General features: G+C 22.5%; 21 protein-coding genes. 10 read left to right on the plus strand and 11 right to left on the minus strand.

What is annotated here, in order from left to right; genetic code table 4:
* Positions 1 to 37: 37 nt before the first annotated feature.
* Both AACK96_RS05525 and AACK96_RS05530 read left to right on the plus strand, forming a co-directional pair.
* Positions 38 to 493, plus strand: a complete 456-nt coding sequence (locus tag AACK96_RS05525) for a solute carrier family 23 protein (protein WP_338973736.1) — start codon at positions 38 to 40, stop codon at positions 491 to 493.
* A gap of 111 nt (positions 494 to 604) precedes the next feature.
* Complete coding sequence (locus AACK96_RS05530; protein WP_338973738.1) at positions 605 to 1,486, plus strand: hypothetical protein; 882 nt, start codon at positions 605 to 607, stop codon at positions 1,484 to 1,486.
* 175 nt (positions 1,487 to 1,661) lie between these two features.
* Here the strand turns inward: AACK96_RS05530 and AACK96_RS05535 are convergent, their stop codons facing one another.
* From AACK96_RS05535 to AACK96_RS05555, 5 genes are all read right to left on the minus strand, one after another.
* On the minus strand, positions 1,662 to 2,156 hold the full coding sequence (locus AACK96_RS05535) for a hypothetical protein (RefSeq protein ID WP_338973740.1): 495 nt from the start codon (positions 2,154 to 2,156) through the stop codon (positions 1,662 to 1,664).
* Positions 2,157 to 2,409: 253 nt separating this feature from the next.
* Positions 2,410 to 4,344, minus strand: a complete 1,935-nt coding sequence (locus AACK96_RS05540; RefSeq protein ID WP_338973742.1) for a hypothetical protein — start codon at positions 4,342 to 4,344, stop codon at positions 2,410 to 2,412.
* Positions 4,345 to 4,792: 448 nt separating this feature from the next.
* Positions 4,793 to 5,200: a transposase family protein gene (locus AACK96_RS05545; RefSeq protein WP_338973314.1), complete on the minus strand. Its 408-nt coding sequence runs from the start codon at positions 5,198 to 5,200 to the stop codon at positions 4,793 to 4,795.
* A 23-nt stretch (positions 5,201 to 5,223) separates the two neighbouring features.
* The gene (locus tag AACK96_RS05550; protein ID WP_338973316.1) at positions 5,224 to 5,646 is read right to left on the minus strand and encodes a transposase family protein; all 423 of its coding nucleotides are present in this window, start codon (positions 5,644 to 5,646) and stop codon (positions 5,224 to 5,226) included.
* Positions 5,647 to 5,648: 2 nt separating this feature from the next.
* A complete protein-coding gene (locus AACK96_RS05555; RefSeq protein WP_338973744.1) occupies positions 5,649 to 6,113 on the minus strand; it encodes a hypothetical protein in 465 nt (154 codons plus the stop codon).
* A 283-nt stretch (positions 6,114 to 6,396) separates the two neighbouring features.
* Here AACK96_RS05555 and AACK96_RS05560 point away from each other — a divergent pair, with 283 nt between their 5' ends.
* Positions 6,397 to 7,527, plus strand: coding sequence for a ribosome-inactivating family protein (locus tag AACK96_RS05560; protein ID WP_338973746.1), 1,131 nt, complete (start codon positions 6,397 to 6,399; stop codon positions 7,525 to 7,527).
* A gap of 21 nt (positions 7,528 to 7,548) precedes the next feature.
* On the opposite strand, the gene AACK96_RS05565 is transcribed toward AACK96_RS05560, so the two are convergent.
* From AACK96_RS05565 to acpS, 6 genes are all read right to left on the minus strand, one after another.
* A complete protein-coding gene (locus AACK96_RS05565; protein WP_338973748.1) occupies positions 7,549 to 8,286 on the minus strand; it encodes a pseudouridine synthase in 738 nt (245 codons plus the stop codon).
* Complete coding sequence (gene scpB, locus AACK96_RS05570) at positions 8,279 to 8,857, minus strand: SMC-Scp complex subunit ScpB (protein WP_338973750.1); 579 nt, start codon at positions 8,855 to 8,857, stop codon at positions 8,279 to 8,281. The genes AACK96_RS05565 and scpB overlap by 8 nt, the downstream gene beginning before the upstream one ends.
* Entirely contained in the window at positions 8,850 to 9,602 is a 753-nt protein-coding gene (locus AACK96_RS05575; protein ID WP_338973752.1) for a segregation/condensation protein A, read from the minus strand. Before AACK96_RS05575 ends, scpB begins: the two co-directional genes overlap by 8 nt.
* Before the next feature lie 154 nt (positions 9,603 to 9,756).
* The gene (locus tag AACK96_RS05580) at positions 9,757 to 11,085 is read right to left on the minus strand and encodes a hypothetical protein (RefSeq protein WP_338973754.1); all 1,329 of its coding nucleotides are present in this window, start codon (positions 11,083 to 11,085) and stop codon (positions 9,757 to 9,759) included.
* Positions 11,086 to 11,159: 74 nt separating this feature from the next.
* Positions 11,160 to 12,467: a thymidine phosphorylase gene (locus AACK96_RS05585; protein WP_338973756.1), complete on the minus strand. Its 1,308-nt coding sequence runs from the start codon at positions 12,465 to 12,467 to the stop codon at positions 11,160 to 11,162.
* A gap of 28 nt (positions 12,468 to 12,495) precedes the next feature.
* Positions 12,496 to 12,816, minus strand: a complete 321-nt coding sequence (acpS, locus tag AACK96_RS05590; RefSeq protein WP_338973757.1) for a holo-ACP synthase — start codon at positions 12,814 to 12,816, stop codon at positions 12,496 to 12,498.
* A gap of 131 nt (positions 12,817 to 12,947) precedes the next feature.
* On the opposite strand from acpS, the gene AACK96_RS05595 reads away from it, so the two are divergent.
* From AACK96_RS05595 to AACK96_RS05625, 7 genes are all read left to right on the plus strand, one after another.
* Positions 12,948 to 13,808, plus strand: coding sequence for a ribonuclease HIII (locus AACK96_RS05595; RefSeq protein ID WP_281748449.1), 861 nt, complete (start codon positions 12,948 to 12,950; stop codon positions 13,806 to 13,808).
* Between the two features lie 947 nt (positions 13,809 to 14,755).
* Positions 14,756 to 15,274, plus strand: a complete 519-nt coding sequence (locus tag AACK96_RS05600; RefSeq protein WP_338973655.1) for a hypothetical protein — start codon at positions 14,756 to 14,758, stop codon at positions 15,272 to 15,274.
* 134 nt (positions 15,275 to 15,408) lie between these two features.
* A complete protein-coding gene (locus AACK96_RS05605) occupies positions 15,409 to 15,612 on the plus strand; it encodes a hypothetical protein (protein ID WP_338973654.1) in 204 nt (67 codons plus the stop codon).
* Positions 15,613 to 15,620: 8 nt separating this feature from the next.
* Positions 15,621 to 15,860, plus strand: coding sequence for a hypothetical protein (locus AACK96_RS05610; RefSeq protein WP_338973759.1), 240 nt, complete (start codon positions 15,621 to 15,623; stop codon positions 15,858 to 15,860).
* 34 nt (positions 15,861 to 15,894) lie between these two features.
* The gene (locus AACK96_RS05615; protein ID WP_338973761.1) at positions 15,895 to 16,062 is read left to right on the plus strand and encodes a hypothetical protein; all 168 of its coding nucleotides are present in this window, start codon (positions 15,895 to 15,897) and stop codon (positions 16,060 to 16,062) included.
* Complete coding sequence (locus tag AACK96_RS05620) at positions 16,052 to 16,345, plus strand: hypothetical protein (RefSeq protein WP_338973519.1); 294 nt, start codon at positions 16,052 to 16,054, stop codon at positions 16,343 to 16,345. The genes AACK96_RS05615 and AACK96_RS05620 overlap by 11 nt, the downstream gene beginning before the upstream one ends.
* Complete coding sequence (locus AACK96_RS05625; RefSeq protein ID WP_338973522.1) at positions 16,314 to 16,526, plus strand: hypothetical protein; 213 nt, start codon at positions 16,314 to 16,316, stop codon at positions 16,524 to 16,526. Before AACK96_RS05620 ends, AACK96_RS05625 begins: the two co-directional genes overlap by 32 nt.
* Positions 16,527 to 16,761: the final 235 nt, after the last annotated feature.

The following is a 16,761-nucleotide window of genomic DNA, read 5'->3' on the forward strand; positions in this document are numbered from 1 at the left end:
AATTAATAGTAATTATGAATTAAATAAAAAAGCATTAATGGCTGATTCATTTGGTACATTATCAGGTAGTTTAATTGGTTGTTCACCAATTACTACTTATATTGAATCTTCAACTGGTGTTGCACAAGGTGCTAGAACCGGATTTTCAGCAATAATTACTGGAACAATGTTTTTAATTGCTATTATTTTATATCCAATATTTAAACTAATTACTCCTTGTGTTTCTGGAGCAGCTTTAATTTTTGTTGGTAGTTTAATGATAAAACAATTAATAAACATCGAATGAAAAAAATCTGAAATTAGTATTGCGGCTTTCTTTACAATTATTATTATGATAATTACTTATTCAATTACTAATGGTATTGCAATTGGTTATTTAATTTATACTTTGGTATCAATAATTAATAAAAAATATAAAGATATTCATATTATTACTTATATTCTTGATCTAATGTTCATTGGTTACTTTATTGCTTATGCTTTTGTTCAATAATATATATGATATATTATCAGTGTCATTTACTAAACTACTTTTACTCATAAAACTCAATTTATAAAATTAATATATAATTTATACTAGAATACTATTTATGGGGGTACAAATATGAGAAGTATAAAAATAACATTAAAAATGATGAGTGCAATTACTTTAACTTCTATTAGCACAAGTTCACTTATTGCTTGTGAGTATGATTCAATAAAAGTGCCTGATTTAAATTCTAGATATGCAAAATTATTAGGATGATATAATTCAGATAACTCAATAAGTTTAATCCAACAAAAATTGAGTTATGATAGTAATAAAGAAAAATATTTAATTATTGCCGATGATTCATCAATTATACCCGATAATCTCTTTAAAAATAAATTATTAATTACAGGTTCTACTTCAAAAAAATATAAAGCAAGAAATGAGCATGCTGCTGCATTTTTACAAGAATTAGGATATACATCTGGTAATGAAAATCAGGATTATTCAAACTATGATGTTAATGAAATTAGTAATTTAATTGCAAAAGTTAGAAATAGTAATCCAAGTAAAATTACAGAAAATAATGAAAATGACTTTCAAGTTAGTGACGGTACTTGTCAAATTGATATTGTAAACAAAGATGACAAAATTGATAAACTTATTACATCTTATACTATCAATACAAGCAAAAATAATCAATTGGGTATTAATAATATAATTATTACTAATATTATATTTAATAAAAGTACTTTAAAATTAACAACAGAAGAAGGTTTTAGACAAGGTAATCCAATTACTAGTTTTAAATTAAAATTTAAAAGTGATGATAAACAAAAGCAATTTGATGAATTAGTTAAATTACTAAATACAAAAATTTCTACACAATTTTTTAGTGATATTAATAATTGAACACCAGTAACAGGAAATTTTCCAAACTCAAAAGTTTTTTTAGAAATTCATTTTGGTAATGTAAGTATCCATAGAATTGATTGTGGACTAGCTCCTACAGAATAAATTAAATTCGATTTTCATTACTTTCAAAATTTTAAAAATCAACTTTCAATAGCCTTACTTAAATAAAATTCTTCAATAATATAAATAAACATACAAAAAGTTATCAGAAATGATAACTTTTTTGTAAATAAATTAAATATAAATCTTATATAATTACTTCAATTATGTTAATTTATTATGTTAATTTACTATAACTTGTATTGGGTTTATTACTATCATTATACTTTTTTTCATGATTAACAATACTCTTAATGTTATTGAAATTATTTTTTTGTTGTTCTAAAATTCTAATTTTTTTATCTTTTTCTATCCTTAATAAATTCATTTCGGATTTTAAATTATTTTTTTCTTGTTCTTGATTTTTATTTAAAAATTCTAAGTTAATAATTTTTCCTTCAATATATTTAATATGTCTTCAATGAAATGTAATTCTTTCTCTCATTGCTCTATTTTCTTGACAATTTCCACTTTTTTCTAAACATGGTGAAGATAATAATTTTTTATGTTCTGAATCTTCTCTTTTAAGTTCTTCTAAAAAATTAGATACTTGTCTTTGATTATCACTTATATTTTTGATACAAGTTTCTAAATTACTTTTAATAATAGCCATTTTTTGTTCAATTAAATTTATTTCTACATTTAATATATTTATTTCTTGCTCTCTATTCATCTTTTTTTCCTTTCAATCTAAACTCATTTATTTTAAAATAAAAACTATATTAAGTTTATAATAATTATAAATTAACAATTTTTAATTTTAATTTTTTAACTTACTTTGTATATCCTTTTTTAGTTATTTACTTAATTTATATAAAAAAATATTAAAAATGAGAGTATTATCTCTCATTTATCTTTTTAATAAAATTAATATTTCAAAATTATATGATTAACAGTAAAACTAAATAAATATAATCTGTTAAATTCTAACTAAAGGTTACACCTTGCAAGTTAATATTCCATACTCGATCACGGAAACATTTAACTGTATCAACGCTTCAATTAATGCTTACATAAACATTTTCTTCATCATGTCAAATATGAATATAACCATGTAATTCAAGAAAGGCTCCTCAAAATCAACCATCATAATAGTAACTAAGCTCAAATATATTTTTGTTTCTATCATTACTAATATCATTAGTACTAATACTTAATTGCGAACCTTTTAATTTTTGATCAGTATAAGTATTACAATAAAGACTAAAATACGAATTATCACCAAAACTTAATTTACTAAACTTATTAGAAAAACTATCTCAATCTGGTGCATAATTTGTTCAATTAGATAATAGAGGAATATCAGAGCTGGTTCAAGTACTTTTTAACGAACCAACACTATTAGTTTCATTATAATTATAATTTAGTTGATCATTATTAATACTACTACTATCAACAGTAAAATCAGCAACTATCTTTCCTTTATAAATAGTTTCATCACCACTAATAGTTACTTGTTGATTAGTAATATCATCTTCACTAAATTTAATTGCATCTAGCTTTACATTTGGATTACTTTTGCTAATCGCAGTTTTAATTTCTTCAATATTTGGTTTTGATAATCCATTAGTTTTAATTGTTCCTAAATTTAAATTTTTAAAAACATCACTTAAAAGCTCTGTTTTATCACAATCATAAGTAACAACAATACTATCATTGCTATAAAATTTACCATCACCATTAATAACTGCACTATTATCAGTAATTTTATCAACTATAATTTTGCTTACATCAAGATTATAGTTAGCGGTTTTAAGTGCTAAAATTAATTGCTCTTTACTTGGTGTATTTTGTCCAGGAATATTCAAAGTTGGTAATTTATTATTTAAAACACTATTTAAATCAATAAGTAAATTATTAATTACTACATCAGCACCAGTGTATACATATTGATTAATAGATTTAATAGTAACACTATTATTTTGCAACGTTACTTGAATAGCATTCATATTTAACCTTGAATATTGTTTTTTCAATGCACTACTAACATCTTCTAAAGTTATTACTTTTCCTATAATAGCAATTTTATCTAATCCCTTATTAATAACGTCTTTAAGAGCAATTCTAATATCAAGATTTAAATTTAGTATTACTTTACCGGTATATTTTTTTTGATTTGTACTAGTAATAGTGGCACTATTAGTAGCAGTAATTTCTATTGCAATAAAAGAAGTATCTAACTTTTCTTGGTAAGTATCACGTAATGCTCTCATTACATCATTATTTGATGGTATATCATGACCATTAGTCTTAACCATTAAATCTTTTTTATTAATAATAGTACTTAAATCAACACTATCATTAGTACTAAATGTAACTGTTACCTTACCAGTATAAAGAGGAATAACATCAGCACCCGTAATACCTGTAATAGTTGCTTCTTTATTAGAAATAACATCAATTTTAAGGCGATCCATTTCTAAATTAGAATATTTTTCTTGAATACGACTGTAAACGGCTTCCACAGTAGGTTTTTGACCATTAGTACTAAAATTACCAATGGATGCTCCATCAACAATTATTGTTCTAATATCAATAGTTTGGATTTGATAAGTAATTTTAATTTTATCTTGATTATAAAAAATACCATCACCAACAACAATAGCATAATTAGTTGTTTTATTAATAATTTTAATATTATCAGTATGAAGTTCATGATTTAAAATAAATAGTTGTGATTTTAATTCATAATCTGTAGGTATTGTTCCTCGATGTTCCTCTGGTACAATTTTTAAATCTGTTTGTGTTAAATCTTTTTTTAAATCTTTTTTGAATATAGTTAGATTATTACATGCCGTTGTACTAGCAGTGACTGCACTTGATAATAATAATGCACCCATAAATGATAATGGTTTTTTCATATATATACCTCATTTAAATATTGTAAAAAATTAATAATTATTTTAAAGTAATTATATCATAATTTAAAAAAAATTAAATTCTAGATTTTTAAATAATTTTATTAAAAAATAGCGTGTTATATATTTTACATTTTTAATGTATGTACTTTTAATGAAGGAGTCGAAACGGAAATATTTTGTACATCTTTATTAATTTTATTAATAACAAAATTTGATATTTTATTATCATTTTCTAAGTTTTTCTTTAGACATATTCCATAATTAAATTTAATCAATTGTCAATAATACTTTTTATAAATTTTTTAGTGTTATTAATTATAAAAGTTAATATTTTCCGAAAAAATAGTTTAAAAATAAGTTTCTATTTCGAAAATAAAAAAATGTTAATAATATTTTTATATTAACTTGATAATAATTTCAATTTTAAAAAATATATTTTTGATTTTTTTTATTTTAATGGTTTTATTTTATTAAAAATTTTACAAAGTAAGTTAAATCTTAAGTACATAAGTCTAAATTTACTTTTTCTACATTTATTTACTAAAATTTTGAATCTTTTTAATCAAGCAAAAACATGTTCAACTTTGATTCTAATTTTAGATACAATCTTATTATATTTTCTTTCTTGTTTAGTTAATTTTTTATTTTTACTTTTTTTAATTGGTATTATTGTATTTTCATAAATATTTTGTATACCTTGATATCCTAAATCACCAATAATTATTGTATTTTTAGAAAATACAAGATTTGAATTTTTTAATATTTGAAAATCATGCACTTTGCCATTATCAGCAAAAATATCAACAATATTTTTATTAAAAAAATCATATACAATTTGAAATTTTATAGAATACATTCAACTTTTACCAGAAAAATATTCTAACTGTAGTTTTTTTTAGTTGGTCTTTCAATTTCAATCTCAGTTGAATCAATTAAATAAAATTGAAATTCATTTAAATTTTCTTGTTTTTTATCATTTTTTGATTTATATTTTTCTTTTAAAAATTGATAATCTCTATCATTACTAAGTTTATTTTCAACTCAAGTAATATTTCGAAAACAGCTTGAAGGACTCATTTTATATTTAATACTCATTTGAAAAAAAGTATAATATTCTTTTCAATATTCAAGTGTCATCATCAATCTTTCTTCAACTGAAAGTTTATTTTTTCGACCTTTAGTTTTTTCTAATTTTTCTATTTCAATTAATTTTTCTAACATTTCATTAAAATGAAAATGTTTTATACCAAAATATCTATAAAATTTATCATTTTTTAATTTTTTTAAATTTTCAAAAGCCATATTTATCAACACCTTATTAATTCATTAATAAAATAAATTATAAAATTATTACTTGATTTTTCAAAAAAATAATTACGGAATATGTCTTTTATAAAAAATTGTTTTTTATAACATTCAAAATACTGTTCTTTTCAATATTTAACTACTTCTTTTTCTTTTTTATAAAGTTTAATAGAAAATTTATATCAGAATTTATTTATTGATAATTCTAACTCAAGATTATTAAATAAGAATTCATTATTTATATTTTTACTTAATAAAAAGTTTTGATGATCTAAAAGTTGAATTTTTATTTCTTGAAAATTATAATTTTTTTCTAAAATTGAATCTTTTATCATATCTATATCTTCGTCACAATAGTTATTTTTATTAAATATGATTTCATTTAAAATTTCATTATTACGTTTATATAATTTTTTTATATTTAATATTTTTTCATTTATCTCTTTTAAATGTTCTTCTTTCATTTTTTTTCCTTTCAAAAAAATTCATTTATTTTAATTTTTAAAATAAACTATAAATAATAATAATAATAAATGATTATCTAAAAAACATAAAAAATGCTTTTAACACTATTAAAGTTTTTATTATTACTTTTTTGAAATTTGACTTATTTTGAAATAATATAAGAGATTCTAACGTTGACAAATTTTTTTTATTTTCTATACTGTATATAACTAAATATTAGTTTTTAATCCATTTACTTTTTATGAAAGTAAATGGGTTTTTATTTTGAAAGGAAAATTGAATATGCCAAAAAAATCAAATTTTGAAAAAAAAGATTGAAAAGAAAAAGAAAAATTTGATGAAGAAGAAATAATCAACTCAAGTATTTTTCATACAATAACAATTTTAGAAGTTTTAAATGATAATTCTATAATATTTTTTAAAAAATTAAATCATATTATTAAAGAACTATATATAGAAACTATTTTATTAAAAATGCCAAATACATATGGTTCAAATGCTAACTCAGAGTTTTATTATATAAATCAAAAAGCACAATATGATTACTTTTCAATTACTGTAAATATTGAACAAAAAACGTTAAAATTATTTTTTTATTCAAAAAGTTTATACCTACAAGGATTTACTTTTGAAATAACTTATTATTATTTTGAAGATAGCACATTAATAAATCCTAATATAAAAAATATTATTTGCCAATCTTTACCTTTTGTAGGAAGTTATGTAGCAAGTAATGGACTCCAAGCACATAATAATTATTCTTGACAAACAATACATAATGATTTTTTATTGTTAACAAATTCTAACTTAAATGAAAATCAAATTAAATGCTCATTAATAGGAGTAATTCTAGCTACATCAGAAAGTATTCGTTTCAGAAGTGTTAAATATTTTATTCTTCAAAGTCAAAGACCTATAAATCCAATAATACAAAGTTGAGTTTTTTTTCAAAAAATTATAAGAAATTGAGATCGCGGAACACATAATGCTATTAATTATCTTTTAAATAATAAAGGTAACTTAAATAAATATTTTCACCAAGAATTAAGTAATAATGGATTAAGAATAATGGTTTTTAACACAAGCATGTATCATGCAATTAACAATTATCAAAATCCACCATTAATAACTTCAAATCAAAAATGAAAAATAAAAAAATTACAAGATTGAATAGATACCGGTATTAAAATCTGTGAAAAACAAAAATACGCTATTGCTAAAGAAAGAAATAAATTTCAAAACTTAAATAATCTTATTGAAATACTGAAAAATTTTAAAAATGATATTATTACAAATAAAAAATTACAAGACGAAATAAAAACAGCAAAAGATTTTGCTGATAATATTATTGAAATAAATAAGGTTTTTGATATAAAGACAAACCCAGAAAATATAAAAAGTTGTTATATTTAAAAAATAAATTATTCTTTTATTTTAACTCTTTTGACTCAATTTCATCAATGTGGTTACTTCTTCTTCTGTCAAATAACGATATTCACCCATTGCTAAACCTTTTAAAGTAATATTAGCAACTTGTAAACGCTTTAAAGTAATTACTCTACTTCCTACTGCTTTAATCATACGTTTAACTTGTTGATTTTGTCCCTCATGAATAGTGAGATGTAGTAAAGTATTTTCTTTTTTTATATTTTTATAAATTATTTTAACAATAGCAGGAGAAGTTGTAAATGAAGTTGATAAAATAATACCGTCTTGTAGTTTTTTAATAGCATTTGATGACAAAATACCACTTGCCAATACTTCATATACCTTATCTATTTTATAACGAGGATGAATAATAGCATTAGTAAATTCACCATCATTAGTCATTAACAACAAACCTGAAGTATCAAAATCTAAACGACCGACTGGGTAAATTCTACTATTAATATTAGTAAAATAATTCATTACCGTTGGTCGATTTTTAGGATCACTGACTGTTGTTAAACAATTAGGTGGTTTATAAAATGCTAAATAAATATGATTAGATTGCTTAATAATTTGATTATTAACTTTAATAACATCACTACTTGTAACTTTAAAACCTAACGTTGTAATAATTTGCCCATTAACTGTTACTTGCCCATTAATAATTAGTAATTCTGCTTTTCGTCGTGAACATACTCCAGAATTAGCAATAACTTTTTGCAAGCGTTCTAAATCATTATTCATTAGTAAAGTTGTAGATTTCTTGTTCATCATTTTGGTTATTAAATTGAGGCAAAGTGGGTAATTGAGTTAAAGATTCGATATTAAAATGATCCATAAATTCATCAGTTAAATCATATAAAATTGGTTTTCCTGGTAATTCACTACGACCAATCTCGGTAATTAAATTTAAACTTTTTAGTTTAAAAATAATAGAATCACAATTTACACCACGAATATCTTCAATTTGTGGTTTAGTAACTGGATGATTATAAGCAATAATAGCTAGTGTTTCTAAAGCTGCTTGTGATAAACGTATTAAAGGTTGTTTTAATACTTGATAGCGATTATAATGAATAGGTTTTGTTGTTAATTTATAAATATTACCAACTTTAATTAAACTTAAACCACTGGTATCATCATCATTTAATTTCATTTGTAAAGACGCAATTAAATTTTCAACAGTCTTTGGTTTTTTTGTTAATTCTAAATATTCAGCAAGTGTTAATAAATCAAGGCCTTCATTGCCAGCAATAAATAATAAACCTTGTAAAACTGCTAATCTTTCGTTTGTTTTTCAATTGCTATTATTCATTTTTCTCACCTCGATAAATTACTGTAATTTCAGTAAAAGTATTAGTTTGTATAATATGTAAAATTTGATGATTTGCAAGATCTAAAATTGCAATAAAAGTAATAATAAAATAATGTAAAGTTAATGCTTTAGTAAAAAATAATTGTTCTAAAGTAAAGTGTTGCTTGGGGTTTTTTTTCAGTAACTGTTTAATTTCTTTAGCTCGATCTTCAGCTGAAATTAAGTTTAATGCTAAATTAACTGGTAATTTATTTTGATTTTGTAGTCTATTAAATAAGTTTAACATTGCTTGTGTTAATTTATTAATATTATTTTTTACCAAAATTGGTGTAATTTCATCAACTAAATATGTTTTTAAATCACTAGGTGTTTTTGTTAATAATTGGGTTCTATATAAAGCCTGTTCTTTAAAATAATTACTTATTTCTTTAAATTTTTTATATTCTAATAAACGAGCAATTAATTTTTGACGATTAACTTCATTTTCATAAGCACTATCTACCACTAGTTCTTGTTTTGGTAATAATTGTTTTGATTGCAATTCTAATAAATAAGCAGCAATCGGTAAATATTCACTTACTAAATCAATGTTTTTAATTAATTCTTCATTAATAAAATGAACATATTGGTTAGTAACATCATTTAGATTTAAATCTAAAATATCAATATTTTTTTCTTTAATTAAATGCAAAAGCAAATCCATTGGTCCTTGAAAAGATTCAATTGTAATTACTGGTTGTAACATTATTCTCGTTCCCTCAATATCATTTTATACTTATTAATATTAATTATAACTTAATTTAATAGTACTTGATTAATCTTTAATAAATAAAAAAACTTATTTTTAATTTTTTAATGATTAAAATAAGTTTTAAAAGTTATTATATATTTAAATATTATTATTTAACTTCACGTAACGTAATATGAATATTTTCAACATTTATTTCAAATTTTGAAGATGTCTCTATATCTGGAAAGCCTTTACTTAGGTCATATTCTAATTTAAAGTTTAAATTAAAATAACCATTTTTTTCGTTAGGATTAAGATTAAATACACTTTCGGGATTAGTAATAGTTATTACACTATCATTTCATTTGGGAACAAGAATACTATAAATTTTATTAATATTAGCAAAATAACCATTTGTTATAACTTGTTTTTTTATTTTTCCATCTTTGTCATAAACTGAATAATTATCTGAAGCTTTTGGTAATTCCTGTACTGTATCAACTGTTCACTCAGAAAATATTTTTGAAATTTGTGTTGTTGCATCAACAAAAGTTTGGTTAATCTGAATAGCAGACTTACTTTCAATATCACCAGTATTAAAAGTAGATTTACCATCATTACCAACTAAGAAATCAATAGTAATATTACTAACATTACCCTTAAATACAATTGATTTATCATCATTATTGGTCGCCGTTGGATCTGCCATTTTAAATAAAGTTGATTTAGCATCATCTGAAAAATCACCTGAAAATTCAAAACTTAAACTTAAACCAGAATATTGAACTTTATCTTTGATGGCAACATTTAAATTTTGTTTAATATATGATAACTGAGTTCTGACAATATCTTCTTTTGAAGGTGCATCAATTTTTGCGCTAATTGGTAAGTTTTCAACATTAACATTTAAAACATTATCTTTAATTTCTCCATTAATAAGTTTCTCAATAAAATCTTTAATTGCATCAGCTTTTTTTTGATCACTAGTATGACTTGTATCATTATTAATTGTAATTTTAATATCTTTAGTAACTGATGGTAAATTTAAATAAGAGATTTCCGCTTTTACTCATAAATGACCATTGACTAATTCACTACCAGTTGGTAAAACAAACTTAGGTTTTTCTTTTTCATCATTATCATTATCTTTTTTTGGAACATAGTCCATAATTTTGACATGTGCATCAGGGTGATATCAATTTGTTGGATGTTCATTGGTACTTTCTTTAAGTTTACTAGAGAAAAAGTTACCAATAGCTGTTTGCACAGAAGTATCTAATTTGCTAAAAATTTTACCTTTCATTTCTCCTATATTGGTATCATCTGATAAATTAAGATCAGCCTTAATTTGCACACTACTATCAGTAACAAAAGAGGTGGCAAAATTAAGAATATCCCTTGGAGTCATTTGATTATTTTCACTACCACAAGCAACAACTGTTACAACTGGTGTTGTTGCTAAAGCAAGTGTGCCCAGTAATTTTAATAAAGATTTCACAAAAACGCTCCTTATCATTTCATTTAATTAATATTTTTAAAATACTGTAACATTATAAACAATTTTAAACTAAATTACATTATTATTTCTAAAATTATTGGTTTAATATCGTATTTTTTATTAGTAATCTGAAATGTAGAAATTGCCAAATCTAAAAATTGTTGATGGAAATGTTGATCTTTATTAGTATGGAGTTCCATAATTACACTATTTTTTTCAACTTTTTGACCATGAATTTGTTTTAAATAAATTCCTGCCACCGGATCAATGATATCAGTTTTCGTAGTTCTTCCTGCTCCTAATATTACTGATAATTCACCTAAAGCATAATTATTAGTAAAATCTAAATAGCCCGATAATTGCGCCTTAACTTTAATAATATATTTAGCTGGTGGTAATTTATCAATATTATCAAGATATTTAGTATCTCCACCTTGACTTTTAACAAAATCATAAAAAATTTGTAGTGGTTTTTCACTAGTAAACATAGCATTAACTTTATCAATACCCTCTTTTAAGGTTTTTACCTTTTTAGCTCCCAATAAGGCTAAAGCTACTAAATTACTAACAAGGATCTTCAAATCTTCTGGTCCTTTATTTTTTAAACTTAAAATAACTTCTTGTAATTCTAGTGCATTACCAATTGTTCGTCCTAAAGGCTTATTCATATCACTAATAATAGCATAAATTTTTTTATTAAAAGCTTTACCAATATGTACCATTAATTTTGCTAACTCTCTTGCAGTTACTATATCCTGAACAAAGGCACCTTTTCCGCATTTAATGTCTAGTAAAATTAAATCAGCGCCCATTGCTATTTTTTTAGACATAACACTAGCAGCAATTAATGGTAATGAATCAACTGTTCCTGAAACATCACGTAATGCATATAATTTTTTATCAGCAGGCACTAAATTACTAGTTTGACTAATAATACTCATACCAACTTTATTAACAACTTTAATAAAATCTGATATTGCTAAATCACATTTAAAATTTGGAATTATTTCCAGTTTATCAATAGTACCACCAGTAATACCCAATCCTCTTCCAGAAATTTTTGCAACCTTTAATCCACAAGCAGCAGCTATTGGACCAAATACTAAACTAGTTTTATCACCAACACCACCAGTTGAATGTTTATCAATACTAAAACCAGTAATTTGTGATAAATCCATGGTTTCACCACTATTAATAATAGCTTTTGTATATTCTACTAATTCATCATTAGTCATTCCCTGAAAATAAACAGCCATTGCTCAAGCACTAATTTGATAGTCTGGTATTGTTTCATTGGCAATACCTTCTGTTAAAAATTTTAGTTCTTCTTTATTTAAACTTTGTCCTAATTTCTTTTTAGAAATTAAATCAATCATATACATTTTAATAAAACACCTTACTTTCTTTTTATTAAATAACAATTGCAATTGCAATTGCATTAGTTTCATTATGTGATAAAGATAAAAGTAATTGATAATTCTTAATGATAGTTATTGGTTGATTATATTGATTATAGCTAATATCAATATTTTTAAATGTTAACTTTTCTTGTGGTAACGCCTTAAAAATTGCTTCTTTTAATGCTCATCTTCCTGCCAAAAATTCCTGTTGACGTTGTAAAGAATATTGATTAAAAAGTATAATTTCTTTTTTACTTAAAATTCTTTTAGCAAGTTCTTCAATATTTTCTATTCGATTTACTTCAATAATATCTATACCTACACTACGCATTGTTAACTCCTTATATAAAATAAAAGGTTAAAACCCTAAAATCCTTGTTTTTATTATATAATTAATATGAAAGAAAGTGTGATATTAATTTCAATAAATCAAATAAATTTTGAAAAGATGGTGGTATATTAATGACATTTTACTTAAATCAAAAACAAAAATCATTAATTAAAGAACACTACCAAAACTATAAAGTTGATAATAAAAATAGTAGTTATGAATTATTTCAATATCATAATATAACAATTGAAATTTATCAAGAAAAAGTTATTTTTAAAGGTACTAAAGAGGATATTATTGCAGAATATCGCAGTATTTGAAATCAACTTGATGAAAATCAATCACCAGTCATTGGCAATGCTGAATTTGGTATTAATAATTTTTTTGGTCCACTTGTTATTATTAGTTCTTATATTGGTTCAGGTAATTTAGAAAAATTACGTTTACTTAACATTCGCGATTATAAAGACTTATCACAAAGTAAATTTATTGAATTAGCACAAGATATTATGAAAACAATTATTTTTGAGTCAGTAATCATTAACAATCGTAAATATAATCAATGAATTGATGCGGGTTATAGCCCCAATATTATTAAAACCTGAGGAGAAAATCAAGCATTAGTTCGTATGTTACAACATAGAATTCAATATGATACTATAGTTATTGATCAATATATTAATGAAGATACATATTACAAATACATTGAAAATATGAAAGATAATCGTAATAAAATTATTAAAGATAAAGTTCAATTTGTTACTAATGCAGAAAGTAAGTATTTAGCTATCGCTTGTAGTACTATTATTAGTCGTTATTTATTTTTAGAAGAAATTAAAAAAATAAAAGGTATTGACACTAATACAATTCCATTAGGTACTGGAAAAGAAGTTAATGTATTTTTAGAAAAAATTAAAAATGAAAAAACAATTGAATTTAATAAATTTCTTGAACGTCATAGCAAAAAATCATTTACTGAATTTTTTAAATAAATAATTAAAACTTAATTTTTATTAACTATATATAAAAAGATATTTTTTATTTAAAAACTATTAAATAAATGATATAATCCAAATCAGATATATGTTTAAATATATTTTTAAGTCCTATTTTGTTTATAAAAACAAAATAGGACTTTGGGCGGTTGTCAAATTTACGAAATAATTAATTATCATATCAGTAACTTATTTCCAAAAATGAATTATTTGCAAAATAATGAAAATTAGACAAAATTACTCTCTTTAACCCTTAAATTTAAATTTATATTCGACGTATTTTAAAAAATATACATTTAAAAAAAATTATTCTCAAAGTTATTAAGGAAAAGACAAGAAATAATCTTGTCTTTTTTTTGTAATTGTAAAATTTTAAAATTTTTAATAACCTTCTTTAATACTATTATCAACATGTGTTAGGGAACTAAAAAAGTGAACTACAACACAGTTGTTAAAAATAGTAGCTAGCATGTGGACTTGCATGGATAAATAAAAAGTGGAGTGATACCTAATAAAATATACTAACCATTTAATGGTAATCCTTGGGGTGGGAGCGGATTGGAAACTAGTATATATAAACCCGTTAGGGGAACATACTATATTAATTCTATTCTTTATTTAACCAACCTTGCCACTCCCCAGTGAGCAAGTGTTGGTTTTATTTTTTATTTTTTTTGAAAAATTTTTTGGGCGAGAAAATAAATTTCAAACTTGTAAAAAAAATTGAGCGGTGCCGGTTCAATTAAAATATTAATTTGCTAAACGCAAATTAAATAAATATTGAATCGAATGCCTCAATGTTTTTTAAAATTTCACAATTTATTTTTGAGCCCAGAATTGATGAGATGAATAAAACTAATAGTAGTAGTATTATTAATAATCTAAAAATCAAAATATATGTTCTTTATGCTAGAAGCAACAGAACATATTAGGAAAGGATTATTATGCAAATAGAATTTAAAAAAGAACAAATTGTAAAAGATAAACCACAATCTATTCTTATTGATTATGTTGAATATAAATTATCACTTCCAAAATGAATGATTAAAAATAATTCTTTTATTGTTGATAACAGTTACACATATTGAGTTTTTAATTTAGAAAATATTAAAAGAGAATTAAGTGGTAATGAATTAATAAAATTATTAGAACCATATATTAAAGACCAAAAAATAACTGTTAATAAACAAGAAACACCCAAAGAATATTATCTTAATGATATCAAACTTGAACCATTAACATTTTATGAACAGCATAATAGTTGATTTATGGGTGAAATAACAGATAACAAAACTAATATTACAAATCCATGTTTTAAATACAACATTACATGAGAAGAAAATAGAAAAAGTTTTAAAATAAATAATCCATATAAACACGATGATTTACCAATTAATTATATAGTTACTTCATATAAGGAAATTTCAACTCATAATGAAAAAGTATTTTTGTTGAACATGTAAACAAAATAAATTAGATTATTTATTCTTTAATACTAATGATATAAAAACAAGAAAATATTTTTTAAGAGATAAAAATAGTAAAGCGATTTGTTATGACTGTATTTTAAATATTAGGTTAAGTAGGAGGCATAAATATGAATAAAGAATATTTAACTAAAAGAGGAACGATTTGCATACCAGACAGTGATGATATTGAATTTAAAATAGGGCTAATTAAACTGATTGATGATTTAAAAAAAGATAATTTAGTTTGTGGTCATAAAGAATTTATTGAAGAATGTAAATATTGTTGATGTAATTGTGATTTAGAAATTATTAAAACGGTTATTAGAGGTTAACTTAATTAATGCAATATGACTTAATTATTGGAATTGATCCTGCTGGAATTGGTAATAATGGAATGGTTATATATTCAAGTGAAACTAATAATATTACTTTTAATGAAACATTCAAAACTAAAACAGTTTTAGAAAGTAAAAATATATATAAAGAATATTTTAAATTAATTAAAAAACAATTTATTAATCAAAAAAATATTAGTTATTGTAGAAAATTTCTTTTTAAGCTCAAAACAATTATTAACTAATCCATTAGCAACACCTAAGATTATTGGTGCATTAATGGTATTAGTAGAAGATGTTATGAATTGAGATTATTTAGAAAGTGAACCAAAAAATAAAACTAATAATTTAGAAAATTATAAAGGAAATATAAAATTAACAAAACATGAACAAGATGCTTATAAGCATATTCAATACTATTTAAGGAATTATAAAAATGAAAGATAAAGCAAATTATGTCAAATTAAAAGTAAAACTGAGTAACACTATTGAAGCAAAATATTACGAAAAAGGTAATAAGGAATTATATTATAGTGTTCGTGGTCAATGAAATGGATTAAATTATGTTACTTTAATTTTTAATAACCCAAAATTTTATAGACGATGTATTTTATTAAACAAAAACGATGAAATTATTGTAACTGGTCAATTTTTTAATACTTTAAATATTCCTAAAAATCGTGCATTTTGTTCAATCAATGTTAAATGATTTAAAAAATGAAAAGAGTAAAAAAATGATTAAAAATACACCATTAGAATATATTAATGACAGAATTAAGCAGCATAAAGAAAATATTAATAAATATACAAAAGAAATTGAAAGATTGCAAAATTTTATTAAAACAAATGAAATTAGAATGACTGAATTAGAAATAATAAAAGATATTTTACAAAAAGGAGAAAAAATATAATGAATTTTAATCAAAATCCAAAACAAATGACTGATTTAGTAATAAAAAAAGATATGGAAAAAAGTATTAGAAAATTTAAAAATTAAAATAGGAACTCTTGCATTTAATAATATTCAAGAAGAAATGCATTAGACATATTCCATAATTAAATTTAATCAATTGTCAATAATACTTTTTATAAATTTTTTAGTGTTATTAATTATAAAAGTTAATATTTTCCGAAAAAATAGTTTAA

Source organism: Spiroplasma endosymbiont of Tricholauxania praeusta, assembly GCF_964019535.1.
Lineage (GTDB): Bacteria > Bacillota_I > Bacilli_A > Mycoplasmatales > VBWQ01 > Spiroplasma_E > Spiroplasma_E ixodetis_A.